This is a genomic window from Vreelandella mediterranea (assembly GCF_970647075.1).
Genome location: NZ_OZ310198.1, coordinates 3,419,799 through 3,444,157, shown reverse-complemented (window position 1 = coordinate 3,444,157; position 24,359 = coordinate 3,419,799). Strand labels below are relative to the sequence as shown.

The window sequence follows — 24,359 nt, the reverse complement described above, 5'->3', positions numbered from 1 at the left end:
TTGAGCCTTTAACGTCGATAAAATCGACGAATGACGCTTTTTGGGGCGCGATTGACCTGCGTCAACGTGTCGGCGTTCAAGCGCCCGGTGGTTTGCGCTAGAATGGGCGCGTTTTTAACCCGGTCCGCCCTTTACGAGGGCGACTACCTGGAGAGTTCGATGACCCAATCTGCCTCGGCGGCGCCCATCGTGGTGGCCGCGCTGTATAAATTCGTCACCCTGAACGATTTCGAAGCCCTGCGCGAGCCGCTCAGAAAGGCCATGGCCGATAACGGCGTAAAAGGCACGCTGCTGATCGCCAAAGAGGGCATCAATGGCACCGTGGCAGGCCCGCGGGAAGGGATCGACGCGCTGCTTGTCTGGCTCACCGCCGACCCACGTTTGGCCGATATCGACCATAAAGAGTCCTTCTGTGACGAGATGCCGTTCTACCGCACCAAGGTAAAACTTAAAAAAGAGATCGTCACTTTGGGCGTCGACGGTATCGACCCCAACGACACCGTGGGCACCTACGTCGAGCCCGAAGAGTGGAACGACGTGATTTCTGACCCGGAAGTACTGGTCATCGATACGCGCAACGACTACGAAGTGGAGATCGGCAGTTTCGACGGCGCCATCGATCCGAAAACCACTTCCTTCCGGGAGTTTCCCGACTACGTGCGCGAGCACTATGACCCGGCCAAGCACAAGAAAGTCGCCATGTTTTGCACCGGTGGTATCCGCTGCGAAAAGGCCTCGAGCTTCATGCTCAAGGAAGGCTTCGAGGAGGTGTATCACCTCAAGGGCGGCGTGCTGAACTATCTGGAAAAGGTGCCCGAAGAGAAGTCGCTGTGGCACGGCGAGTGCTTCGTGTTCGATAACCGGGTCACCGTGCGTCATGATCTTAGCGAAGGCGCTTTCGAGCAGTGCCACGCCTGCCGCCGGCCGATTTCCGAAGAAGACATGCAAAGCTCGGCCTATGAGCCGGGTATTAGCTGCCCGCACTGCATCGACTCGCTGCCCGAGAAGACCCGCGCCGCCGCCCGGGAGCGCCAGCGCCAGATCGAGCTGGCCAAGGCCCGCGGCGAACCCCATCCGCTGGGCCATGACCAGCGTAAAAGGGCCTAAGCGCTAGCGCTGCCCTCATCGACAGCGCCGCCCGGCGCTGTTGTACCCCTGCCCGCCAGAATGGGATTTATTTCCGTAAACGCGACACCGGCCCACGGCTCGCGTTATCCTGCTCGCTTTGCGCCGCAAGTGAGTAAGGAGAGAGCACGGTGAGTGACGCCAAGCGCAGGTCAGTGGGACGCCCGGCAGGCACCGCAAAAGCAAGCGGCGGGCACAGTCAGTCGCTGGTACGTGGCCTAACGCTGCTCGAACATCTGGCGGCAAGCCCGTTGGGGCTGGCCCTTTCAGAGCTTGCCGAACAGGCCGAGCTCGCCCCCTCGACCGCCCATCGGCTCCTTCAAGCGCTGCAAAGCCAGGGGTTCGTGACCCAGGAGAGCGAACAGGGGCTTTGGCGCATCGATGTCAAAACCTTTCGCATCGGTAACAGCTTTTTGGAGGCCCGCGACGTGGTCGCCACCAGCCGCCCGTTTCTAAGAAGGCTCACCTTCGAAACCGGCGAAACCGCCAACCTGGGTATTCGCGATGGCGCCACGGCCGTGTTTCTCGCCCAGCATGAATCCCCTCAGATGATGCGCATGATCACCCGTCTTGGCTCCCGCGCGCCGCTTCACGCCTCCGGTGTGGGCAAGGCGCTGTTGGCCGGCATGAGCGATGACGAGCGCAGCGAGCTTTTAAAAGGCGAGGCGCTCGCACGGGTGACCCCCAATACCTTTTTTGACTCCGACGCACTGGAGACAGAGGTGCGCACCATTCGCGCTCAGGGCTTTGCCTGCGACCGTCAGGAGCACGCCGTTGGCCTTCACTGCGTGGCGGCGTGCATTTTCGACGAGCGGCGCATGCCGGTCGCGGCGATTTCGGTGTCCGGGCCCATGACGCGTATCCCCGAAGAGCGCCTTTTGACGCTTGGGGCGCTGGTGCGCGAGGCGGCCAACAACATCACCGCCAAGCTCGGCGGGCGGCTGCCGGATGCGTGACAGCGCTTTGTCAGCCGCGCGTTGGCAAGTGTCGGGCGACCTTGAAAATGATCAATTTTGTGTAACGAGCGTTTTTTAACTCATGCTACGCTGCGGCCTGAAAAATCAGCCGCTTTAAACGCCCCATGCACGCTATGCTGTGCGTAAGGCGATTTAGCCGTTGGATTGCAATTACTACACCACCTAAAGGGAGACTCCGGTGTGAGGCCACTACGTTCATTATTCGGGCTAAGCGTTTGGTTGCTTGCGCTCTTCGTCATGATAAGCCCGGCGCTGGCGCAAACCACGCTCGGTGCCGATGAAGAAACAGCAAGCGCCGATACCCAAGCGCCACCCTCCTACGAGGCGCTAGCCAACCTTCTTGAAAACGACCAGTCCCGCCAGCAGCTCATCGAGCGTTTGCGAAGCGAAGCCTCTACGCTTCCCGGCGAGCTCAACGAGGAGCTCTCCCCGGAGGCCGCCGCCGCCGGTGGCAACGTCGCGCCCGAGGACGTTTCCTTGCCCCGCCAGCTCGCCGAGCTGACCAGCCGGGTAGTGGGGGATGTCGGCACGCAGCTCGAGCAGGCGGTCGGCATCGTCGGTGGCCTGTTTAGTGGCCAGGGCGGCAGCGGTAGTTTCGATACCGCCGCTTTCATCAGCGCGGCGATCAACCTGGGGATAGTGATTGCGGCCACCTTCGTCGTCTTCATGGTGTTTCGACGGCTGGCGAAATCGATATTCACACGGCTTAGCGGCTGGTCGCAAACCGGTGAAGGGGCCTCCTCGATACTGCGCCTGGTGGCCTGTGTGGCGATTGCCGCCGTGGTCGATGCGCTGCTGATTGGCGCCTCCTACGTCGTGGGTAATTTGGTCGCGACGTTTGCAGTCGGTGAAACCGGCGAGCTTTCCACGCGCGCGTCGCTCTTCCTCAACGCCTTTTTGATCATCGAGCTAATCAAGGCGGCGTTTCGTATGCTCTTCTCGTCGCGCTACGAGGGCCTGCGCCTGCTACCTATTTCCGCGCCGGAAGCGTCCTACTGGAACAGCTGGATCGCCCGGCTGGTGGGTATGGTCGGCTACGGTCTGATGGTCGTGGTGCCGCTGATCAACTTCTATATCACGCCCACGCTTGGCCAAGCGGTCGGCACGCTGATCATGGTGCTGACGTTTATCTACGCCGTGACCGTGGTGCTTAAAAACCGCGTGCGCCTGCGGGATAACCTGCACGGCATGGGCAGCCGCACCACGATGACGGCCAGCCGTATTTCGCTGAACCTGTTCGCCCGGACCTGGCACCTGTTCGCGCTGCTCTATTTCCTCATCGTATTCGTGCTGACCCTGGTGCGCCCGGGCGACGCGCTGCCCTTCGTGCTGTTCGCCACGCTCAAAACCCTGGTCGCGGTCGTGGTGGGGATTCTGCTCTCGAGCTTTTTGACCCAGTCCATCGGCCGGCGTATCCAGCTTTCCGAGGATCTGCGCCGCAAGCTTCCGATGCTGGAGCATCGCCTCAATAGCTACGTGCCCAATGCGCTTCGCGTGCTACGCACGATCATCCTGGTGGCCGTGGTCATGGTGGTGCTGGATGCCTGGGGCGCCTTCAACCTGGCCGGCTGGTATGCCTCCGAGCGCGGCGCGCTGATCGTGGGCCGTTTGATCAGCATCGCGGTGATTTTGATCGTGGCGCTAGGGGTTTGGCTCGGCCTTGCCAGCCTGATCGAGCACAAGCTCAACCCGGAAACCGGCGGCGGCGAACCCTCGCCCCGGGCCAGAACGCTACTCAGCCTTTTCCGTAACGCCCTGGCGGTGGCCATGGTGACGATTACCGGCATGATCGTGCTGTCTGAAATCGGCATCAATATCGGCCCGCTGATTGCCGGTGCCGGTGTGCTGGGTCTGGCCATTGGTTTTGGCGCCCAGAAGCTCGTGCAGGATGTGATCACCGGCGTATTCATTCAGATCGAAAACGCCATGAACACCGGCGATGTGGTCACCGTGGGCGGCGTCACCGGCACCGCCGAGCGTCTGAGCATTCGCTCGGTGGCAATTCGCGATCTCTCCGGCACCTACCACGTCGTACCGTTCTCGAGCGTGGATACCGTCTCCAACTATATGCGCGAGTACGGTAACCACGTGGGTGAGTACGGTATTGCCTACCGTGAAAACATCGATTACGCCATCGAACAGCTGCAGCTCGCGTTTGAAGATCTTAAAGCGAGTGAAGAGCATGGCTTCAAGCTGCTGGCGGATATGACCGTGGCCGGCGTGACGGCGCTTGCGGACAGCTCGGTGAACATTCGCGTGGTGATCAAGACCACGCCGGGCGATCAGTGGGGCATAGGCCGTGCCTACAACCGCCTGGTCAAGATGCGCTTCGACGAAGCTGGTATCGAGATCCCGTTCCCGCATACCACGCTCTACTTCGGCGAGGACCGCGACGGCAAAGCGCCGCCCGCGAACCTGCGCATTCTGGATTCGACCGCCAAAGAGAAGAGCGCGGTGCAAACGCCGGTCTCCGAATCCGCGGCGCCCAGCCAGTACACAAGCGAAGCGGACCACAAGACGCCGCACCACGACGACGTCGAGGACACCGACGATACGTAAACGTATCTAAAATGAAAGACCAGCAGGGCCGCCTTCGGGCGGCCCTGCTGCGTTTGCGGTGCCTGCTCATGTTTTCCAGGCGAAGGCCGATACATTCATCAGGCGTTCATCCAGGGATACACCGCAACCATGTTCAGCCTCAAGACCAATATGTCGTCGCTGCTGGTGCAGAATAATCTACGCACCAGCCAGCAGATGATGCAGACCTCCATGCAGCGGCTCTCTTCAGGGCTGCGGATCAATAGCGCCAAGGATGACCCGGCCGGGCAGGCGATTGCCAACCGTATGGGGGCGCAAATGCGCGGCATGGGCCAGGCCATTCGCAATACCAATGACGGTATCTCCCTGGTGCAAACCGCCGAAGGCGGGCTGAATCAAATCAACGATAACCTGCAGCGCATCCGCGAACTCAGCGTTCAGGCCGCAAGCGACACCTACAGTGCCAAGGACAAACGCTCGATTCAGAACGAGATCGACCAGCGCCTGGACGAGATCGACCGCATCGCGGGCCAAACTAACTTCAACGGCAACAACCTGCTTGGCGGCACCCGGGAATTTTCCATCCAGACCGGCGCCAACTCAGGCGACAGCATCAGCGTGCGCATGGTGTCGATGGACCGTCAGGCGCTGGGCCTCGAGGGTTTTAGCGTGCTTCAAGGGCAGGCTACGGACAAGCCCAAGCCCATGGCGCTTTTGGATGAGGCGATTGGCAAGCTCGACCGCCAGCGAAGCTACTTCGGCGCTACGCAAAACCGCTTCGAGAGTGTGATCGAGGGCCTCGACAACAGTATCGTCAATCTTTCCGCTGCCCAGTCACGCATTCAGGACGCCGACTACGCCCGGGAAGCTTCCAATATGGTGCGTGCGCAGATTCTCCAGCAGGCCGGCATCGCTATACTGGCCCAGGCCAACCAACAGCCGCAAATGATCTTGCGATTGTTGGAAGGGCTGTAACCCCCAGCGTCCCACGCCGTCCTTTCGAGCCTGACTTCTAAAAGATCACTCGACGCCACTGACGAAAGCAGGGCGCCGCGTGTTATTTCGTTTGTGGTGCGCCACACTTGTTTGCTTTGATAAGGGGAATCTCCCTACAACAAAGTGAGGCAGCGCCATGGCTCAAAGCTCGTTTCTATCCACCGATGAGGTTCGCGACCGTTTTTCCAGGGCGATGTCGGCCATGTACCAAGCGGAGGTGCCACAGTACGGCACGCTCCTGAGGCTGGTCGATCAGGTCAACAAGGAGACGCTCGAGTGTCAGCCGAGACTTCGCCGGCGTTTACAAGCCCAGGGCGAGCTGACCCGGCTAAGCGTCGAGCGCCATGGCGCCATTCGCGTAGGCACCGCCGACGAGCTGGCCATGCTCGGCCGCTTGTTTGCCGTGATGGGTATGCACCCGGTGGGCTACTACGATCTCTCTGAAGCGGGGGTGCCGGTGCACTCCACCGCCTTTCGCCCCGTCGACGATGCTGCCCTGGCCCGTAACCCCTTTCGCGTCTTTACCTCGCTTTTGCGCATGGAACTGATCGAAAGCGATACGCTCAGAGCCCGCGCCGAGGCGATTCTGGCCGAGCGGGATATCTTTACCCCCAAAGCGCGGGCGTTGATCGAGCGTTTCGAAACCCAGGGCGGTTTGAGCGAGGAAGAGGCCGAGGCCTTCGTGACCGAGGCACTGGAGACTTTCCGTTGGCATCAGGAAAGCACGGTCGATTTGGACACCTACCAGGCGCTTCACGATGAGCACCGCTTGATTGCCGATGTCGTCTGCTTTCACGGCCCGCACATCAACCACCTGACGCCGCGCACGCTGGATATCGACGAGGTGCAGCGGCGCATGCCCCATGAAGGCATGAATCCAAAGGCAGTGATCGAAGGGCCGCCGCCGCGGGCGTGCCCCGTCTTGCTGCGGCAAACCAGTTTTAAAGCGCTGGAAGAGTCGATCCGCTTTAGCGGTGCTACCGAGGGCAAACACACCGCCCGCTTTGGTGAAATCGAACAGCGCGGCATGGCCCTGACGCCCAAGGGTCGGGCGCTGTACGACCAGCTTTTGAGCGAAGGCCGCACGCGGGCTCAGGGGTTGGACAATAACGCCTACCAGGCAGTGATGAGCCAAGCGTTTGAAACGATGCCCGATAGCTTCGAGGAAATGCGCCGTGAAGGGTTGGGTTACTTCCACTACCGCCTGACCGACGCAGGCCGGGCGGCCAGCGGCCAGCACAGTGGCGATATCGAAACGCTGATTCATCAGGGGCTGGTCGAGGCCCAACCGATCACCTACGAGGACTTTCTACCGGTGAGTGCGGCGGGCATCTTTCAATCCAACCTGGGCGGTGGCGAAAACGCGGCCTATGCCGGTAACGCCAACCGCCAGGCGTTCGAAGAGGCGCTCGGGGCGCCGGTCATCGACGAACTGGCGCTTTACGCCGAGCGTGAACGGGCCTCCATGCAGGCGGTAGTGCGCGCGCTAAAGGCCTGATTGGGTGGGGTGGCTAGTCGATGATGCCCTGCTCGCGCGCCATGGCGTAGGCCGCCTGGGGGCCGTTCCAGAGCGAGGGAAGCAGAATCAGCGATACCGGCACCGCGGTGATCACGATGAACTGCTGGAGCGCGGCGATCTGGCCTTCACGCATCGCCAGTAGCACCGCTGCCATGACCGCCATGATGACGCCCCAGAACGCCCGCAGAAAGCGGCTGGGTTCGTCGTGGCCCGCGCCGACCATGGCGATGGCGTAACTCATGGAGTCGCCGGTGGTGGCCACGAAGATGGTGGTCAGCAGCAGGATCGCCAGGGCCATCCAGGTGCCGCCGGGTAGCGCTTGGGCCACCGTGAGCGTGGCAATGTCGAACTGGAAGCCTTGTAGGGCCTCGGTCAAATCGATCGCGCCGGTTAGCTGGTAATAAATGCCCGAGCCGCCCAGTAGCGTGAACCAGACCGTGGTGGCGATGGGCGCGATGACCGCGACGGCCAGAATCATCTCGCGGATGGTGCGTCCACGCGAGATCCGCGCCACGAAAATCGCCATCAAGGGCGCAAAGGCGATGAACCAGGCATAGAAGAAAACGATCCACCACTGCATCCAATCCGCCGGGGCGGTTTCCGCGGTCGTGGTGACCATCTTGAAGAAGTCGCCCAGGTATGTGCCCATACCGGCAAAGTAGCTGTTGAACAGAAAAAGCGTCGGACCGAACAAAAAGATGACCCCACCGATGGCCAGCGCCAGCATGACGTTGAAGCGGCTCAGGAACTGCATGCCCTTGTGCACCCCGCTCACCGAGGAGAGCACGTACACCACCGCGAGCGTACCGAGTATGACAAGCCGCGTGACGAAGTTATTGGGCAGCCCGAACAGATCCTGCAGCCCATAGCTGAACTGGGTCGCCAGAAAGCCGACCGGCCCCACGGTACCCGCCACTACGGCCAGCACGCAGCAGGTATCCACGACCCCGCCCAGCGGGCCGCGCATCAGGCGCTCACCAAAAACCGGGTAGAGCAGGGTGCGCGGCTGAAGCGGCTGGCCTTTGACGTAGTGGGCGTGGGCCAACACGATCGCGGTGAGCGAGCCCAAAATCGCCCAGCCGACGAACCCCCAGTGGGTAAACGACTGGGCCAGCGCCCCGGGCACCGCCGCGGCAACGCCGGGCTCGGTATCGAAGGCGGGCGGCACGACCACGAAGTGGTAGATCGGCTCGCCAGCGGCAAAAAAGACGCCTCCGCCGGCCAACAGCGTGCAGAGGATGATCGAAAGCCACTTGAACGTGCTCAACTCTGGTGCATCCAGATTGCCGATCTTGGCTTTACCCGCAGGGGTCAGCGCAAGGCCAATGGCAATGAAGAACGTCACCAGCATCAAAAACTGGAAGTAGGTGCCGAAGGTCAGCGCGCTCCAGACAAAGCCTTGCTTGATCGATTCGGCGACCAGGTCCAGGTCGTAAAACGAGAGCGCTAGAAAAAGCACGATAAATCCGATGCTTAGGATTAATACGATGGGATCGCCTAGCGTAGAACGCTTGCGGCTTTCACCGTCGTGAGCCGGTTTATTCATCAAGAAGAACACCTTTGGTGGGACGAGAGAAAGCCGTTTGTTTTGCGTAGAACGTTGGCAAAATCTGGATAAAAAAAAGCGCCATTGGGGAAATGGCGCGAGGACAGGAAACAGCGCTTAGTATACAAGCGGTGTAGACCAAAGTCTAACGTGTTTTGCATTGGTGCGATAAATAATTTCATCAGCACCTTTTTGGTGCAATAAGGATGAGCGACTTTTTGAAAGGCCTCGTTTAACTGCCTGATTTTAATGAGCAAGCCAAATAATGGCAGCGTTGCTGCAGAGCTCAGGACTCGTTTGATTGTATACAAGGTGCTCACCATGGCTTGCTGTTTCTTCCCCCTTCAGACACACAAAGATGCTTTTTCGCCGCGTTGGGCGGGCGTTGCCGCGCTTTTGCTGCTGCCCGCCTCGGTCATGGCCGACACGCCCATTCGCTTTCAACTGGATTGGCGCTTCGAGGGCCCGGCGGCGCCTTTTTTGATGGCCGAGGAGAAGGGCTATTTCACCGATGAAGGCTTGGACGTTCAGATCGACTCGGGCAGCGGTTCCGCCGGGGCGATCAACCGGGTCGCCTCCGGGGCCTACGAAATGGGCTTTGGCGATCTCAACGCGCTGATCGAATTTCTCGCCGAGAATCCGGAGGGCCCGGGCATTCAGGGCGTCTATATCGTCTACGACGGCACTCCGGCGGCGGTCTTCGCGCGCAAGGACAGCGGCATCGAAACACCAAAGGATTTGGACGGTAAAACCATCGCCGCCCCCGCCTTCGATACCGGCTACCGCGCCTGGCCGATCTTTGCCAGCGCCAACGACCTCGAGTCTGACGCGGTCGAGTGGCAAAACGTCGACCCGACCCTACGGGAAACGCTGCTCACCCGGGGCGATGTCGATGCGATCACCGGCTTTTACTTTACCAGCCTCTTGAACCTGGAGGAGCGCGGCCTGGCCGAGGAGGAGCTGACCATCATGCCCTTCCCGGCGTACGGGGTGCCGCTTTACGGCAATGCCATCATCGCAAGCCAGGCGTTCGCCGAGGAGCACCCGGAGGCGGTCGAGGGCTTTCTGCGCGCTTTCAACCGCGCCCTGCAAGAAACCATGGACGACCCGGAAGCGGCCATCCAATACGTGCAAAACCGCGACGGCTTGATCGACGTCGAGATGGAAACGCGTCGGCTAAAACTGGCGCTCGATAGCGTAGTCGATACGGCGGATGCCCGCGAAAACGGCGTCGGCGATGTGGACGGCGAGCGTCTGGAGCAGGCCATTGCGCTGGTCGCCGAGGCGTTCGAGCTGCCCTCGACGCCGACCAATGAGCAGGTCTTTACCTCGCGTTACCTGCCGCCGGTCGATGAGCGGATGTGGCTGGAGGCCGAGTAATGTCGGAAGCGTTCGTCCGTTTCGATGACGTCAGCCTCTCTTATGACGGGGTGGATAACGCCATCGAAGCCATCGATCTGGATATCTCTGAGGGCGAGTTCGTCGCCTTCGTGGGGCCATCGGGGTGCGGTAAATCGACCTTCATGAAGCTCTGTACCGGCCTTCACGCGCCCACCAGCGGCGCGATAAGCGTGGATGGCAGCGCCGTGACCGGGCCGCTCAAGATATCGGGCATGGCGTTTCAAAACGCCAACCTGCTGCCCTGGCGCACCACGCTCGATAACGTGCTTCTGCCGCTGGAGATCGTCAAACCCTACCGCCACCAGTTTCGCAAACGCCGCGAGGAGTTCGTCGGCTGGGCGCGCAAGCTTCTCGATACCGTGGGCCTGGCCGATTTTGAGGACCAATATCCCTGGCAGCTCTCCGGCGGTATGCAGCAGCGCGCCTCGATTTGCCGGGCGCTGATTCACCAGCCGCGTCTTTTGATGCTCGACGAGCCCTTCGGGGCGCTGGACGCCTTCACCCGGGAGGAGCTCTGGTGCGTACTGCGCGATTTATGGGAGGCGCAGCGCTTCACCGTGGTGCTGGTCACCCATGATCTGCGTGAGGCGGCGTTTCTGGCGGATACGGTGTACGTGATGAGCCCGCGCCCGGGCCGGGTGATCGAAAAACGCGCGATCGATCTGCCTCGCCCGCGCTCGATCGAATCCACTTACGAGAAGCCCTTTATCGATCTGGTGCACGAACTGCGTGGCCGGATCGGCGATGTGCGCGCAACTTAAGGCTCTTTCATGAAACGACCGAGTAAAACCGCCGAACGCCTGGCGCCCTGGATCGCCGTGCTGGTGCTGATTGTGGTGTGGGAAGTCACCGTACGGCTTTTCGATGTGCCGAGCTTCATCTTCCCCAGCGCCCTGGACACCGGCCAAGCGCTCATCGACTACGCCGGGCCCATCGGCGTCCACTCCTGGCAAACCTTCTGGACCACCCTGATCGGCTTTGGCCTGGGGGTGGCCGTGGGGCTCGCGCTTGGCTTCATCATTGGCTCGTCGCGCTTTTTGTATAATGCCTGCTACCCGCTGCTGGTCGGCTTCAACGCCATTCCCAAGGTGGCCTTCGTGCCTATCCTGGTGGTGTGGTTCGGCATCGGCTCCGTGCCGGCGATTCTGACCGCATTCTTGATCTGCTTTTTCCCCATCGTGGTCAACGTGGCCACCGGTCTTGCCACGCTCGAGCCGGAAATGGAGGACGTGCTGCGGGTGCTGGGCGCCCGGCGCATGGATGTGCTCTTGAAAGTCGGCCTGCCGCGCTCGTTGCCCTACTTTTTCGCCTCGCTGAAGGTGGCGATTACCCTGGCCTTCGTGGGCACGGTGGTCTCGGAAACCGTGGCCTCGAACCAGGGGATCGGCTACTTGATGATGAGCGCGGGCTCGCAGATGCGCATGGGGCTGGTGTTTGCGGGCTTGATCGTGATCAGCGCCATGGCCATGGTGATGTACGAGCTCTTCGCGGTGCTTGAAAAGCGTATGACCGGCTGGGCGCACCGCGGTCAATAAGGCCGTCGTGGCCCGTAGAAGCGGCTCTTGGAGGATAGAGCGCTACCAGCGGTACAAAAGCGAGGCGCTGGTGGTGTTGTCGGTGCGCTCGCTGGCATCTTCCGGCGGCTCTGAGTTGTGTTTGATCTCGTGGGACAGGCGCATGGAGATGCGCGCACTCACCCGAGCGGTCAGCGAGGTAAACGAGCGCGAGGTGGTGTTGGAGTCGGTGTACTCGACGGACATCTCCTGCTCGAACTCGGTGTACTCGGAAAACCCATAACGGTAGGCCAGCGCACTGTAGGCCACTGCCAGGCGCTCGTTATCGTTGTCGCGCAGCCGGTCGTCGCGGTAGCCAGGCCCCGCCTCCAGCGAAAGCGAATGGGGTTCGCCGGATAGCAGCTGGCGGCCGTAGCCGCCGATCACCGAGAGCTGCTGGTCGTAGCCGGCAAAGCGGTCCTTCTCCCAGCGAGCAAAGCCAAAAAGATAGTGCGGGCCGTTGAAATCGAAGCGCTCGCGCCCGGCCAGCAGGTACTGCTCGGCGCTGGTTTCGCCGTCCTTGGTGACGTTGCGCACCTCGCCGCGCAGCGAATGGGTCAGATCCCCGGTCAGCCAGGTCAGGCGCGTCTTGCCGATCAGGGTCTGGCTGTCGGTATTGCCCGAAAGATGGGTGAAACCAAGCTCGGCATCGCCGGTGAAATTCGGCGAAGCCTCTTCCGGCGGCGGCGGGGCGTAGAACGGATTGGCCATCGCCACGCCTGCAAAAAGCGGCCAACTCACCAGCACACTGCTTCTTAATAAAGTAAGCACGTTAGCTTTTTTCCCTGAAATTGACGAAAGCGAGCCAGCGCTCGGGTAGGCAAAAGCGCCATAGGTTACCGTGGCTTCGCGCTGCGTGCCATAATGACGCCACCGCGCACGTTGAGTTCCCCTTATGACGACTTCCCGGCCCCGCTCGCTTGCCGATCTCAATCCCGCCCGGCGGCCGCGTTCCAGGCGCCGCTGGTATAAACGCAGTTTCCGCCTGCAGGTGATGCTGCTGGTGGGGTTTTTGCTGGCCGGGATGCTGCTGGCCCAGGGCGCCTACCTCAACCATCGCAAGACCGATATCGTCACCCAGCAGATGGGCGAGCGGGCGCTGGCCGTCGCGAAAACCGTGGCGGGGATGCCGAGTATCGTCGAGGCCTTCGCCGCGCCGGACCCGGCGGGCATCATCCAGCCGCTGGCCGAGCGCGTGCGCCAGGAGACCGGCGCGCGCTACGTGGTGGTGGGCAACGCCCGCTCGATTCGCTATTCCCACCCGGTGGTCGAGCGCCTGGGCCAGCGCATGGTCGGCGGCGACAACGAACAGGCGCTGATCTACGGGCAGTCGTATATTTCCGAAGCCACGGGGACGCTGGGCACGGCGATGCGCGGCAAGGCGCCCATCTGGGATAATGAGGGCAATATCATCGGCCTGGTGTCGGTGGGGTTCATGACCGACCGAGTGGCCCTGGACGCCGCGCGCTATACCATCCTGAGCTGGGTGCTGGTGGCGCTGATGATTTTGCTCGGCTTTGCCGGTGCTTACTGGCTTTCCCAGCATCTCAAAAAAGTGATTTTGGGGCTCGAACCCTACGAGATTGCGCGCATCGCAATCGAAAAAGAGGCCATCCTGCAGTCCATCCACGAGGGCATTTTGGCGGTCAACCGGGAAGGTCATATCACGCTGGTCAACCAGCAGGCGCGCCGCTTTCTAAAGCTTCCCGACGACCACGTGCTGCTGGGCCAGCCGATTCGCGAAGTCGTCCCGAATTCCCGGCTTCTTGAAGTGCTCAAAAACGGCGAGCAGGAGTTCGATCAGCAGATGTGGCTTGGCGATCATCCGGTGGTGGTCAATCGCGTGCCGATTCTCGACGGCGACGACATCGAAGGCGCGGTGGCGACCTTTAGAAGCCGGCGGGAAATCATCGACCTTTCCCAGGCGCTGACCCAGGCAAGCCGCGATGTGGACATGCTGCGCGCCCAGGCCCATGAGTTCTCCAACAAGCTCTATACCATCTCCGGGCTCTTGCAGCTCGAACGCACCCAGGAGGCGCTCAAGCTGATTCATCAGGAGACCGAGCGCGCGCAAGCGCAAATGAGTTTTTTGATAGCCCATGTCGCCGATACGGTGCTAAGCGGTACGCTTTTGGGCAAGCTGACCCGGGCCCGCGAGCTTGGCGTTGCGCTCGAAATCGACGAGCAAAGCTCGCTCTCTCAGCCGCTTACGCCAAGCGGCCAGGAAGTGATGATGAGCGTGGTCGGCAATCTGCTCGACAACGCCTGCTTTGCCGCGCTCAATGGGCCCTTGGCGAGTACGCCGACCGTGCGGCTTTTTTTCACGGATTTGGGCGAGCAGTTACTGATCGAGGTGGAAGATAACGGCGCCGGTGTGGCACCCGAGCACGCGAGCACCATTTTTGATGAGGGTTTTTCGACCAAGAGCGGCAGCCACCGGGGCATTGGGCTTGCCCTGGTGGCCAGGCTTTGCCGCCAAAACGGCGGAGCGGTCACGCTGGAAGAGAGCGAGCTGGGCGGGGCGTGCTTTATCGCCGTGCTGGATCGCTCGCTTTGCAGTACCGCGCCTTGAGGGGCGCGTCGAGTGATAACAAGATAACGCCGAAGGGGACACGGCATGACTAATACGCAGTACGGCATTCTGGTCGTCGAAGACGACTTTCGCATCGCCGATATCCACCAGGCCTTCATCGAACAGAGCGACGGGTTTTACGTGGCCGGCTCCGCGCGCACGGCCCGGGAAGCGAAGGCGCTGCTCGACGCCCGGTCGGATTCGATTCATCTGGTGCTATTGGATGCCTACCTGCCCGATGTCGAGGGGCTGGAGCTTCTATGGACCATTCGCCGGCACTACACCCGCGTGGATATCGTCATGGTGACCGCGGCCAAAGAGGTGGAGACGATTTCCGAGGCGCTGCGCGGCGGCGTATTCGACTATTTGATCAAACCCATTGAGGCCTCGCGGATGACCCGGATGCTGACTCGCTTTCGCCGCGAGCGTGAAGCCATGGCGAGCCGCGGGGAGATGAACCAATGGGAGCTGGACCAGGTGCTGGCCAGGCTCACGCCCGAAAGCGCTCATAAAGCCGAGCCCCAGGCGCTGCCCAAGGGCATCGACCGGTTGACGCTGGATCGCGTCGTGGCCGCGCTGGCCGCGGATGCCTCGGCGCTGACCGCGGTGCAGGTCGCCCACGCCCTGGGTGCTAGCCGCTCGACGGCGCGGCGCTATCTGGAATTTCTGGTCGCCGAGCAGCGCGTCGTCGCCGAGCTGGGCTACGGCGATGTGGGGCGCCCGGAGCGGCGCTACCGGCTCCTGGATACCACCGCGCTATCCTGAAGCGGTCCATCTTCCAAGGCATCGGTTATCGGGCGTGAACAAAATGAACAAAATGCCCACAAAGAATTTTTTAGCGTTTATGACCACAAGCTTGTTTCGGCCCGCCTGGGTCTTCTAACGTTCGCGACGTATAGATCATAACAACACCGACACGTGGAGAACGCCATGACTCTGTTTTTAAAGGCCACGCCCTTAAAGCGTCTCGCTCTGCTGGCCCTGCCCGCTGCCCTGCTGGCCGCCGCGGGGTCCTCCGCTCAGGCTCAGGAGTGGACGCCGAGTAAATCCGTCGAATTCATCGCCCCCGCCAACCCGGGCGGCGGCTGGGATACCCTGGTACGTACGGTGTCTCGCGTCATCCAACAGGAAGGCCTGGCGGACGAGAACTACGCCGCTATCAACGTCCCCGGCGGCGGCGGGGCGGTTGCCTGGGCGCAGATCGCCCGCGACGACGGCAACCCCCACAAGCTCTTCGCCACCAGCCCGCCCATCATTTTGGTGCCGCTGGCCGGTGCCTCGCGCTACGATCACACCGACTTCACCCCGGTGGCGCGGCTGATCACCGACTACTCGATCATTTTGGTGGCCGAGGATTCCGAGTATCAGGACCTCAACGACCTGTTCGCAGCGCTTGAAGAGAATCCCAACCTGAGTGTGGGCGGCGGCAGTGCGCCGGGCTCGATGGATCATATCTCCATGGCGGGCGTGGCCTCGGCGGCGGGGCTCGACGCCTCCAGCGTCAACTACATCCCCTTTTCCGGCGGCGGCGACGCCATGACCAACCTGATGGGCGGTCACGTCGAAGCGGTGATCACCGGTGCCGGCGAATCCGTTGGCCAGCTGGGTGAAGGCAGCCAACTGCGTGCCCTCGGCGTTTCTTCGCCGGAGCGCCTGGGCGGCGGGCTTGCCGATGTACCCACCTACCAGGAACAGGGTGTGGACTACACCTTCGATATTTGGCGCGGCGTGATGGGTACCCCGGATATGCCCGAAGAGGCGGTCGCCTACTACGAAGAGCTCTTCGCCGAGATGCTCGAGACCGACGGTTGGCAAGAAGCCCGGGATCAGCTCGGCTGGATCGACGCCTACCAGGACAGCGACGAGTTCGGTGACTTCCTGGACGCGCAGCAGGAGCAGTTCAGCAGCGTGCTAAGCGACCTGGGCCTTCTGCGCCAGTAAAACGGCCGTCGCGTTACGACCCTGGTGGCCGCATGGGCTGCCGGGGTCGTGTGCCTGAAACGCTGGCCTGAGAGGCGGGCGCTAGCCCTACCTTCGCGGCCCTTCTTTTGAAAGAGACTCCTCATGACGCGATTAAACACCAATCAGTGGCTGGCCCTCGTGCTTGCCGTGTTCGCGGCAGCGTATCTGGCCATGGCCTGGCAGGTGCCGACGTTTCCGTTGCCGCGCCCGGTCGACTCGGACCTGTTTCCCAAAGCGCTTGGCGTGACACTGCTGCTGCTGGCCGGGTTTCTGTTTTTCGAAAAGCCGGCGCCGATTGCCGGCAGCGACGAGATCGATGAAGAGGCCGAACGAGGCCCGTTGCTGCTGAAACCCTGGGCCAGAGTGATCGTGACCTCGGTGGCGATCGCCGCCTACGCGCTGTTGCTCGTGCCGCTGGGTTTCGTGGTGGCCTCACTGCTTTTGTGCGTGGGCCTAACCGCCTACTACGGCTACCGCCGTCATGGGGTGAACTTGGCGGTGTCGCTGGCGGTGGTGCTGGGGCTTTATCTGTTGATGACGCGGGTGATGGACGTCTACCTGCCCACCGGCATACTGCCGATTTAAGCGCCGTCGTCTAAACGCTGCTAACGAGAGACACGCCCATGGATGCCTTGAACAATCTCATGTACGGCTTTGGCATCGCGCTCGAGCCGATCAATATCGCCTACGTTTTCGCCGGTGTGTTTGCCGGTACCATCATCGGCATGCTACCGGGCCTGGGGCCGATCAGCGCGCTGGCGCTGATGATTCCGATCACCTTCTCGATGGAACCCTCCTCGGGGCTGATCCTGATGGCCGGGGTGTACTACGGCGCCATCTTCGGCGGCTCGACCTCGTCGATCCTCTTGAACGCCCCGGGGGTCGCGGGCACCGTGGCCACCTCCTTCGATGGCTACCCCTTGGCCAAGCAGGGGCTGGCGGGCAAGGCGCTGGCGATTGCCGCCTATTCGTCGTTCGTGGGCGGTACGGTCTCGGTGGTCTTTCTGATGTTGGTGGCGCCGCTTCTGTCCAAAGTGGCGGTGAGCTTCGGCCCGGCGGAGTACTTCGCGCTGATGGTGCTGGGGCTGACCGCGGTAGTCTCGCTTTCGGACAAATCCCTGGTGAAAGGCCTGATCGCCGCCGTGGTGGGGGTGATGATCTCGATCGTGGGCATCGACATGCAAACCGGCACCGAGCGCTTCACCTTTGGCTCGGCGCAGTTGCTCGACGGCATCGATTTCCTGGTGGTGGCGCTGGGTATCTTCGCCCTGGCCGAGGTGTTCTACATGCTGCTGCGCGGCGGCGGTGGCAAGGAAGCGCCGCGTAACGCCATCGGCTCGCTCAAGCTTACCCGCTCGGAAGTGGGGCAGATCGCCGGGCCGGTTAGCCGAAGCTCGGTGCTGGGCTTTTTCACCGGCGTGCTGCCGGGCGCGGGCGCCACGATCGGCTCGTTTCTGGGCTATAGCATGGAAAAACGCATCGCCAAAGACGGCGATACCTTCGGCAAGGGCAACATCAAGGGCGTAGCCGCGCCGGAAGCGGCCAACAACGCCGCCTGTACCGGCTCCTTCGTACCGCTTTTGACCCTGGGTGTCCCCGGCTCCGGCACCACGGCGGTGCTGCTGGGCGCGCTTCTGGTCATGGGTGTCACTCCGGGTCCGATGATGCTCGAACAGCGCCCGGACGTGTTCTGGGGCGTGGTGGCGAGTATGTACGTGGGCAACATCTTCTTGCTGGTGCTCAACCTGCCGCTGATTCCCTTGATCGCCAAGATACTCGATCTACCCCGGGCGATGCTGCTCTCGCTGATTCTGATATTTTGCATGATCGGCGTGTACGGCATGAGCTTCAGCGTGTTCGATCTACTGCTGCTGCTCGGATTTGGCCTGCTGGGTCTTGGCATGCGGCTGTTCGGCTTTCCCGCCGCGCCACTAATTCTTGCGCTGATTCTGGGCAATATCATGGAGGAGTCCATGCGTCGGGCGCTGCAGATCTCCGGCGGCGACTGGATGACCTTCGTCGAGAAGCCCATTTCGCTCTCGCTGCTCGCCATCGCGCTTTTGTCGCTTTTGCTGCCGCTACTCAAAAAGCGCCGCAAGCGCGCGGCGTAATCGAGTTTTCCCCTTTTGAGCGCCCGCTTCGGGCGCTTTTTTTATGCGTGTTCTCGGGGCATGGCCCATTGAGTCCTTGTGGTGCAGGCGCTCGTTTTGGTGCATATCGAGAGTGCAGTTTTTCAACGACGCCGCGCCGCGCTGGTGCGAACGCGCTCTCAGAAGCGTGGTTGGTCGTATTTAGCTCTTTGATATAAATGCTTTTTGGTTGGCGTGGCCCACATTGGCGCACACCTTGCAGCCGTTATAAGCGATACCTCGCGGGTTTTCACCACAAGGCCCGCCGCTCAAATAACGAGCCCTCCCCAAAGGGCGCAAGGAGATCCAAGTGGCCAAGCTAACGCATCCTCTCTCTCGCCGTTTCATGACCTCGCTACTGGCTGCCGCCGTCATGGGCGCCGGCGCCCAGGCCGTGGCTCAGGAAAATAACGACCCGATCAAGGTCGGCATTCTGCACTCGCTCTCCGGCACCATGGCGATCAGCGAGTCGACGCTGAAAGACACTGTCGAGATGCTCATCGAGCAGCAAAACGACGCGGGCGGGCTGCTGGGCCGGGATCTTGAGGCCGTAGTGGTCGACCCGGCTTCCAACTGGCCGCTGTTCGCCGAGCGTGCCCGCGAGCTGCTCGCCCAGGAAGAGGTGGACGTGATCTTCGGCAATTGGACCTCCGTTTCGCGCAAGGCGGTGCTGCCGGTGGTAGAAGAGCTCAATGGCCTGCTCTTCTACCCGGTACAGTACGAAGGCGAAGAGTCCTCGGAAAACGTCTTCTACACCGGTGCTGCCCCCAACCAGCAGGCGATTCCCGCCGTTGAATATCTGATCAATGAAGTGGGCATCGAGCGCTTTGCGCTGATCGGCACCGACTACGTCTACCCGCGTACCACCAACCGTATTCTCGAAGCCTTCTTGAAGGATGAGCACGACGTGGCGGACGAAGATATCATGGTCGACTACACGCCCTTCGGCCATTCGGACTGGCAAAACATCGTCTCCGAGATCCGCCGCTTCGGCGAAGAGGGCAAGCGTACCGCCGTAGTCTCCACCATCAACGGCGATGCTAACGTGCCGTTTTATCGGGAGCTTGCCAACCAGGGCATCGACGCCGCCGACATTCCGGTCATCGCCTTTTCGGTAGGCGAGCAGGAGCTTTCCGGTATCGACACCGGCCCGTTGGTCGGCCACCTGGCCGCGTGGAACTACTTCATGAGCGTGGACACCGACGAGAACTATGACTTCATCGACGCCTGGATCGAGCACACCGGCGACGAGATGTCGGTGACCAACGACCCGATGGAAGCGCATTTTATTGGCTTCAATATGTGGGCGGAAGCCGTGCGCAAGGCGGGCACCACCGACGTTGATACGGTGAAAGACGCGATCATCGGCGTCACCGTACCGAATCTCTCCGGCGGCTATGCGGCGATGATGCCCAACCACCACATCACCAAGCCGGTGCTGATCGGCGAGGTGCAGGACAACGGCCAGTTCGACATCGTCTGGCAGACGCCCTCTACGGTGGCCGGCGACGCCTGGTCGGATTACCTGCCCGGTTCTCGCGATTTGATCAGTGACTGGCGCAAGCCCATGGAGTGCGGCAACTTCAACGTGGTGAACGGCTCCTGCGGTGGCAGCACCGCTTCCGAGGAAGCCGAAGAAGCGCTGGCCGAGTAACCCACCCCTCACCCGGGTCGCGCAAGCGGCCCGGGGCACGCCATCTCTTACTCATACTCAAAGGAAGAACCCGATGAGGCGTTTCCTTTTCTGGGCGCTGCTGTGCCTGCTGGCCGGCTTTTTGCCGAGTGCCTCGGCGCAAACCAACGCCACTCCGCCCAACGACGACCCCGGCTACGCGCTGCTCGAAACCCTGGACGTGGACTCCTACCGCGACAAGGGCGAGGCGATTACCGCCATCCTGCAAAGCGACGACGAGCGCGCGCGGGAGTGGCTTCAGGCACTTCTGGATGGCCGCCTGCAGCGCACCGACGACGGTCGCTTCGTGGTCGTTCTGAACAATACCGGGCGCAACTGGCCGGTGGAAGACGCCCTGAGCGGCGAGGCGCTCGGCGAAATGTCGCGTCGCGAGCTGGATCGCATCGGCATCAACAACGCGCTGCGTAACCAGCTTAGAAGCGCTATCGCCGTGGTGGATCTCTACTCGCCCAACGTGGAGCGCCGGCGCTCCTCCGCCGAGCGCCTGTTGGGGGAAGTGGATAGCGAGCTTCTGGACACGCTCGCACCGGTGATCGACGACGCGGAAGACGAGTACGTGCGTCGGCGTCTGACTCAGGCGCTGGCGATCTACCAGGCAGAAAACGGCGAGATGGAGGGCGTCGAGACGCTGTCGGGCAGCCTGCACCCCCGCGCTCGCGTGGCCTTGAACCGCGCCGCGAGCGGCGATAATCCGGCGGTGGCCGAGGCAGCGCGCAACGCCTTGGGTAACATCGAGCAGAGCCTCAAGATCAACCGCGGCGTCGAGACGCTCTACTTCGGCCTGAGCCTGGGCTCAGTGCTGGTACTCGCGGCGATTGGGCTTGCGATCACCTTTGGCGTGATGGGCGTGATCAACATGGCCCACGGCGAGCTGATGATGCTCGGCGCCTACACCACCTGGATGATGCAGCAGCTGTTGCCCGGACAACCCGGCCTTGCGCTGATTCTCTCGATACCGGCGGGCTTTTTGGTGGCCGCACTTGCCGGCATTGCCATCGAGCGCAGCGTGATCCAGTTCTTGAAGGGCCGCCCGCTGGAAACGCTGCTGGCCACCTTCGGTATCAGCCTGATTCTTCAGCAGCTGGTGCGCACGGTGATATCGCCGCTCAACCGCACGGTGATCACCCCGGAGTGGATGAGTGGCTCGCTGGTGATCAACGACGCGCTGTCGCTCACGCTCAACCGCCTTTACGTCATGGGCTTTGCGCTGTTGGTATTTGCCGGGCTGATGCTGGTCATGCGCCGCACGCGCTTGGGGTTAGAGGTGCGCGCCGTGACGCAGAACCGCGCCATGGCGCGCTCCATGGGCATTCGCGCCACTCGAGTCGATATCATGACGTTTGCGCTGGGCTCCGGTGTGGCTGGGCTTGCCGGCGTGGCGCTTTCTCAGCTCACCAACGTGGGGCCGAACCTCGGTCAGAACTACATTATCGATTCGTTCATGGTGGTGGTGTTCGGCGGCGTGGGGAATCTTTGGGGCACGCTGGTGGCCGGGCTCTCGCTGGGTGTCATCAATCAGGTCCTCGAGCCCTGGGCCGGGGCGGTACTCGCCAAGATCATCGTGCTCGTGTTCATTATCCTGTTCATTCAAAAGCGCCCGCGGGGACTCTTCCCGCAGAAGGGCCGCGCGGCGGAGGGTTAAGCGATGAGCCTGCATTCAACCTCGAGCCGCTTCTGGCTCCCCCGCCCCTTTGGCGAACGCGCCACGCAGATTTTCCTCGGCGTGCTGCTGGCGGCACTTATCATTGTCACCGTGCTGCACGTGGCTGTTCCCCAGGGCAGCGCGCTGCATATCAACGCCTATACGGTGAACCTGTTCGGCAAGTACTTGAGCTACGCGCTGCTCGCCGTGGCGGTGGATCTGGTCTGGGGGTATCTGGGCATTTTGAGCCTGGGCCACGGGGCGTTTTTCGCCATCGGTGGTTACGCCATGGGCATGTACCTGATGCGCCAGATTGGTGAGCGCGGCACCTACGGCGACCCGGTACTGCCGGACTTCATGGTGTTTCTCAACTGGGAGAGCCTGCCCTGGTACTGGCACGGCTTCGACATGGCCTGGTTCGCCTTCGCCATGGTGCTGCTGGCGCCCGGGCTTCTGGCGCTGATCTTCGGCTTTCTGGCGTTTCGCTCCCGGGTCACCGGCGTGTATCTCTCGATCATCACCCAGGCGCTCACCTTTGCGCTGATGCTGGCGTTTTTCCGCAACGAGATGGGCTTTGGCGGCAACAACGGCCTGACGGATTTCCGCGAGATACTCGGCTTCAACCTGCGCAGTTCTGACACGCGCCTCGGGCTCTTTATAGCCTCCGGGGTGGCGCTGGCGCTGGGCTATATTCTCTGCCGGGCGATCGTCACCAGTAAGCTGGGCCGGGTGTGTGTGGCGACCCGGGACGCCGAGGCGCGTACGCGCTTCATCGGCTACCGGGTCGAGCGCTTCCAGCTGTTCGTGTTCGTGGTCTCGGCGATGCTCGCGGGTGTGGCCGGCGCGCTCTACGTGCCCCAGGTGGGCATCATCAACCCCAGCGAGTTCGCGCCACTGTTTTCCATCGAGATCGTTTTATGGGTGGCCCTCGGTGGCCGCGCCACGCTCTATGGCGCGGTGATTGGCGCCATTCTGGTCAACTACGCCAAGACCGTGTTCACCGGCGTGATGCCCGACGCCTGGCTCTTTGCCCTCGGTGGGCTCTTCGTGCTGGTCACCGTGCTGCTGCCCAAGGGCGTGGCCGGGCTGCTGCCCCATCTTTCGCGGCGGCGTACCCCTTCATCCAGTGAGCCCCGGGAGGCGAACGCATGAGCTTTATAGAGTCGCTGAAAGCCCGCGATCGGGTGTTCGATTTCATGACGCCGCAGGCCTCGAAGGTGGACGTGCGTCACGGCCCGATTCTCTACATGGAAGACGTCACGGTCAGCTTCGACGGCTTCAAGGCGATCGACAAGCTGAACCTGACCATCGACGACGGCGAGCTTCGCTGCATCATCGGCCCCAACGGGGCGGGCAAAACCACCATGATGGATATCATCACCGGCAAGACCCGGCCCACCGAGGGTAGCGTCTGGTTCGGCAGCCGCCACAACCTTTTGAACATGAACGAGCCGGAGATCGCGAGCCTCGGCATCGGGCGCAAGTTTCAAAAGCCCACGGTGTTCGAGGCGCTCAGCGTATTCGAGAACCTGGAGCTCGCCATGGCCGCGGACAAGCGCATCCTACCGACGCTCACCGCGCGCATGACCGGCGAGATCCGGGACCGCATCGACGAAGTGCTGGAGACCATCGGCCTGACTCAGCTTCGTTTTCAGCCGGCGGGCATTCTCTCGCATGGCCAGAAACAGTGGCTCGAGATCGGCATGCTCTTGATGCAGCGCCCGCGCCTGCTGCTGGTGGACGAGCCCGTGGCCGGGATGACCGAGCAGGAGATGGAGCGCACCGCCGAGCTTCTCACCGGGCTTGCCGGCAAGCAGTCGGTGGTGGTGGTCGAGCACGACATGGGCTTCGTGCGCTCCATCGCCCGCCAGGTGACCGTGCTGCACCAGGGCAGCGTGCTGGCCGAGGGCAGCATGGATCAGGTCGCCAGTGACCCTAAAGTGGTCGAGGTGTACCTGGGTGCCGACGACGAGGAGGCCGCCTGATGCTCGCCATCGACAAACTCAACCAGTTCTACGGCGAAAGCCACACGCTCTGGGATCTCGATCTCGAGGTACCCAAAGGGCAATGCACCTGCGTAATGGGCCGCAACGGCGTGGGCAAAACCACGCTGATGAAAGCCATCATGGGCGAGGTCGCGGTGAAAAGTGGCCAGCTTCGTTACCAGGGCGGCGATACCGGCGAGATCGAACTGACCAAAAAAGCGATCGAGGCGCGCTCCCGGCTGGGCATTGGTTACGTGCCCCAGGGCCGGCAGATTTTCCCGATGCTGACGGTGGAAGAGAACCTGCGTACGGGCCTGGCCGCCCGCGGCGACGGGCTGAAGAAGATCCCCGCGCGGATTTTCGAACTCTTCCCGGTGCTCCAGGAGATGAAGCACCGCCGCGGCGGCGATCTCTCCGGCGGCCAGCAGCAACAGCTCGCCATCGGCCGGGCGCTGGTGATCGAACCCAAACTCTTGATCCTCGACGAGCCGGGGGAGGGCATTCAGCCCAACATCGTCGCCCAGATCGGCCAGGTGATTCGCCAACTGATCGAAGAGGATGGCCTCACGGTGCTGCTCGTCGAGCAGAAACTGCCGTTTGCGCGCAAATACGCCGACCGCTTCGTGATCATGGACCGCGGCCGCCCGGTGGCCAAAGGCGAGATCGGGGAGCTATCCCAGGAGCTGATCAAGACGCACCTGACGGTTTGAGTTATCCACAC

Annotated in this window: 20 protein-coding genes; 18 read left to right on the top strand and 2 right to left on the bottom strand. The window is 62.0% G+C overall.

Annotation, left to right across the window (positions count from 1 at the left end):
- Positions 1–159 precede the first annotated feature (159 nt).
- The 5 genes from trhO (at position 160) to hglS (ending at position 7,134) form a co-directional block, all read left to right on the top strand.
- Entirely contained in the window at positions 160–1,107 is a 948-nt protein-coding gene (gene trhO / locus ACWFVE_RS15925) for an oxygen-dependent tRNA uridine(34) hydroxylase TrhO (RefSeq protein ID WP_447530237.1), read from the top strand.
- Positions 1,108–1,256: 149 nt separating this feature from the next.
- A complete protein-coding gene (locus tag ACWFVE_RS15920; RefSeq protein ID WP_447530236.1) occupies positions 1,257–2,081 on the top strand; it encodes an IclR family transcriptional regulator in 825 nt (274 codons plus the stop codon).
- 201 nt (positions 2,082–2,282) lie between these two features.
- Entirely contained in the window at positions 2,283–4,661 is a 2,379-nt protein-coding gene (ybiO, locus tag ACWFVE_RS15915; protein ID WP_447530235.1) for a mechanosensitive channel protein, read from the top strand.
- A gap of 129 nt (positions 4,662–4,790) precedes the next feature.
- Positions 4,791–5,615 carry a flagellin N-terminal helical domain-containing protein gene (locus ACWFVE_RS15910; protein WP_447530234.1) on the top strand — a complete coding sequence of 275 codons (825 nt, stop codon included), beginning with the start codon at positions 4,791–4,793 and terminating at the stop codon, positions 5,613–5,615.
- 157 nt (positions 5,616–5,772) lie between these two features.
- Positions 5,773–7,134, top strand: coding sequence for a 2-oxoadipate dioxygenase/decarboxylase HglS (gene hglS, locus ACWFVE_RS15905; protein WP_447530233.1), 1,362 nt, complete (start codon positions 5,773–5,775; stop codon positions 7,132–7,134).
- 13 nt (positions 7,135–7,147) lie between these two features.
- Here hglS and ACWFVE_RS15900 read toward each other — a convergent pair whose 3' ends face one another.
- Positions 7,148–8,701, bottom strand: a complete 1,554-nt coding sequence (locus ACWFVE_RS15900) for a BCCT family transporter (RefSeq protein ID WP_447530232.1) — start codon at positions 8,699–8,701, stop codon at positions 7,148–7,150.
- A 321-nt stretch (positions 8,702–9,022) separates the two neighbouring features.
- Here ACWFVE_RS15900 and ACWFVE_RS15895 point away from each other — a divergent pair, with 321 nt between their 5' ends.
- Genes ACWFVE_RS15895 through ACWFVE_RS15885 form a run of 3 tightly spaced genes read left to right on the top strand, consistent with a single transcriptional unit; the run spans position 9,023 to position 11,637 of the window.
- Positions 9,023–10,081: an ABC transporter substrate-binding protein gene (locus ACWFVE_RS15895; protein WP_447530231.1), complete on the top strand. Its 1,059-nt coding sequence runs from the start codon at positions 9,023–9,025 to the stop codon at positions 10,079–10,081.
- Positions 10,081–10,863: an ABC transporter ATP-binding protein gene (locus tag ACWFVE_RS15890; protein ID WP_447530230.1), complete on the top strand. Its 783-nt coding sequence runs from the start codon at positions 10,081–10,083 to the stop codon at positions 10,861–10,863. The genes ACWFVE_RS15895 and ACWFVE_RS15890 overlap by 1 nt, the downstream gene beginning before the upstream one ends.
- Positions 10,864–10,872: 9 nt before the next feature.
- Positions 10,873–11,637 (top strand): ABC transporter permease, encoded by a 765-nt coding sequence (locus ACWFVE_RS15885; protein WP_447530229.1) that lies wholly within the window; start codon positions 10,873–10,875, stop codon positions 11,635–11,637.
- Between the two features lie 42 nt (positions 11,638–11,679).
- On the opposite strand, the gene ACWFVE_RS15880 is transcribed toward ACWFVE_RS15885, so the two are convergent.
- Positions 11,680–12,366, bottom strand: coding sequence for a DUF481 domain-containing protein (locus tag ACWFVE_RS15880; protein WP_447530557.1), 687 nt, complete (start codon positions 12,364–12,366; stop codon positions 11,680–11,682).
- Between the two features lie 184 nt (positions 12,367–12,550).
- Between ACWFVE_RS15880 and ACWFVE_RS15875 the strand changes: the two genes are divergently transcribed.
- The 10 genes from ACWFVE_RS15875 (at position 12,551) to urtE (ending at position 24,348) form a co-directional block, all read left to right on the top strand.
- On the top strand, positions 12,551–14,227 hold the full coding sequence (locus tag ACWFVE_RS15875; RefSeq protein ID WP_447530228.1) for an ATP-binding protein: 1,677 nt from the start codon (positions 12,551–12,553) through the stop codon (positions 14,225–14,227).
- 45 nt (positions 14,228–14,272) lie between these two features.
- A complete protein-coding gene (locus ACWFVE_RS15870; RefSeq protein WP_447530227.1) occupies positions 14,273–14,992 on the top strand; it encodes a response regulator in 720 nt (239 codons plus the stop codon).
- Between the two features lie 165 nt (positions 14,993–15,157).
- Positions 15,158–16,168 (top strand): tripartite tricarboxylate transporter substrate binding protein, encoded by a 1,011-nt coding sequence (locus ACWFVE_RS15865; protein ID WP_447530226.1) that lies wholly within the window; start codon positions 15,158–15,160, stop codon positions 16,166–16,168.
- 123 nt (positions 16,169–16,291) lie between these two features.
- Positions 16,292–16,774, top strand: coding sequence for a tripartite tricarboxylate transporter TctB family protein (locus ACWFVE_RS15860; protein WP_447530225.1), 483 nt, complete (start codon positions 16,292–16,294; stop codon positions 16,772–16,774).
- Between the two features lie 38 nt (positions 16,775–16,812).
- Entirely contained in the window at positions 16,813–18,300 is a 1,488-nt protein-coding gene (locus ACWFVE_RS15855; RefSeq protein WP_447530224.1) for a tripartite tricarboxylate transporter permease, read from the top strand.
- 364 nt (positions 18,301–18,664) lie between these two features.
- Positions 18,665–19,972 carry an urea ABC transporter substrate-binding protein gene (gene urtA, locus ACWFVE_RS15850; protein WP_447530556.1) on the top strand — a complete coding sequence of 436 codons (1,308 nt, stop codon included), beginning with the start codon at positions 18,665–18,667 and terminating at the stop codon, positions 19,970–19,972.
- 73 nt (positions 19,973–20,045) lie between these two features.
- Complete coding sequence (gene urtB / locus ACWFVE_RS15845) at positions 20,046–21,653, top strand: urea ABC transporter permease subunit UrtB (protein ID WP_447530223.1); 1,608 nt, start codon at positions 20,046–20,048, stop codon at positions 21,651–21,653.
- Positions 21,654–21,656: 3 nt separating this feature from the next.
- Complete coding sequence (gene urtC, locus ACWFVE_RS15840) at positions 21,657–22,805, top strand: urea ABC transporter permease subunit UrtC (RefSeq protein ID WP_447530222.1); 1,149 nt, start codon at positions 21,657–21,659, stop codon at positions 22,803–22,805.
- Positions 22,802–23,638, top strand: a complete 837-nt coding sequence (gene urtD, locus ACWFVE_RS15835) for an urea ABC transporter ATP-binding protein UrtD (protein ID WP_447530221.1) — start codon at positions 22,802–22,804, stop codon at positions 23,636–23,638. The genes urtC and urtD overlap by 4 nt, the downstream gene beginning before the upstream one ends.
- Positions 23,638–24,348 (top strand): urea ABC transporter ATP-binding subunit UrtE, encoded by a 711-nt coding sequence (urtE, locus tag ACWFVE_RS15830; RefSeq protein WP_447530220.1) that lies wholly within the window; start codon positions 23,638–23,640, stop codon positions 24,346–24,348. Before urtD ends, urtE begins: the two co-directional genes overlap by 1 nt.
- Positions 24,349–24,359 lie beyond the last annotated feature (11 nt).

What these genes read in the sequence shown, in the direction of transcription:
- trhO (WP_447530237.1), top strand. Translation starts at nt 160, where the DNA reads ATGACCCAATCTGCCTCGGCGGCGCCCATCGTGGTGGCCGCGCTGTAT.
- ACWFVE_RS15910 (WP_447530234.1), top strand. Translation starts at nt 4,791, where the DNA reads ATGTTCAGCCTCAAGACCAATATGTCGTCGCTGCTGGTGCAGAATAAT.
- hglS (WP_447530233.1), top strand. Translation starts at nt 5,773, where the DNA reads ATGGCTCAAAGCTCGTTTCTATCCACCGATGAGGTTCGCGACCGTTTT.
- ACWFVE_RS15900 (WP_447530232.1), bottom strand. Translation starts at nt 8,701, where the DNA reads ATGAATAAACCGGCTCACGACGGTGAAAGCCGCAAGCGTTCTACGCTA.
- ACWFVE_RS15895 (WP_447530231.1), top strand. Translation starts at nt 9,023, where the DNA reads ATGGCTTGCTGTTTCTTCCCCCTTCAGACACACAAAGATGCTTTTTCG.
- ACWFVE_RS15890 (WP_447530230.1), top strand. Translation starts at nt 10,081, where the DNA reads ATGTCGGAAGCGTTCGTCCGTTTCGATGACGTCAGCCTCTCTTATGAC.
- ACWFVE_RS15885 (WP_447530229.1), top strand. Translation starts at nt 10,873, where the DNA reads ATGAAACGACCGAGTAAAACCGCCGAACGCCTGGCGCCCTGGATCGCC.
- ACWFVE_RS15880 (WP_447530557.1), bottom strand. Translation starts at nt 12,366, where the DNA reads ATGGCCAATCCGTTCTACGCCCCGCCGCCGCCGGAAGAGGCTTCGCCG.
- ACWFVE_RS15875 (WP_447530228.1), top strand. Translation starts at nt 12,551, where the DNA reads ATGACGACTTCCCGGCCCCGCTCGCTTGCCGATCTCAATCCCGCCCGG.
- ACWFVE_RS15870 (WP_447530227.1), top strand. Translation starts at nt 14,273, where the DNA reads ATGACTAATACGCAGTACGGCATTCTGGTCGTCGAAGACGACTTTCGC.
- ACWFVE_RS15865 (WP_447530226.1), top strand. Translation starts at nt 15,158, where the DNA reads ATGACTCTGTTTTTAAAGGCCACGCCCTTAAAGCGTCTCGCTCTGCTG.
- ACWFVE_RS15860 (WP_447530225.1), top strand. Translation starts at nt 16,292, where the DNA reads ATGACGCGATTAAACACCAATCAGTGGCTGGCCCTCGTGCTTGCCGTG.
- ACWFVE_RS15855 (WP_447530224.1), top strand. Translation starts at nt 16,813, where the DNA reads ATGGATGCCTTGAACAATCTCATGTACGGCTTTGGCATCGCGCTCGAG.
- urtA (WP_447530556.1), top strand. Translation starts at nt 18,665, where the DNA reads ATGACCTCGCTACTGGCTGCCGCCGTCATGGGCGCCGGCGCCCAGGCC.
- urtB (WP_447530223.1), top strand. Translation starts at nt 20,046, where the DNA reads ATGAGGCGTTTCCTTTTCTGGGCGCTGCTGTGCCTGCTGGCCGGCTTT.
- urtC (WP_447530222.1), top strand. Translation starts at nt 21,657, where the DNA reads ATGAGCCTGCATTCAACCTCGAGCCGCTTCTGGCTCCCCCGCCCCTTT.
- urtD (WP_447530221.1), top strand. Translation starts at nt 22,802, where the DNA reads ATGAGCTTTATAGAGTCGCTGAAAGCCCGCGATCGGGTGTTCGATTTC.
- urtE (WP_447530220.1), top strand. Translation starts at nt 23,638, where the DNA reads ATGCTCGCCATCGACAAACTCAACCAGTTCTACGGCGAAAGCCACACG.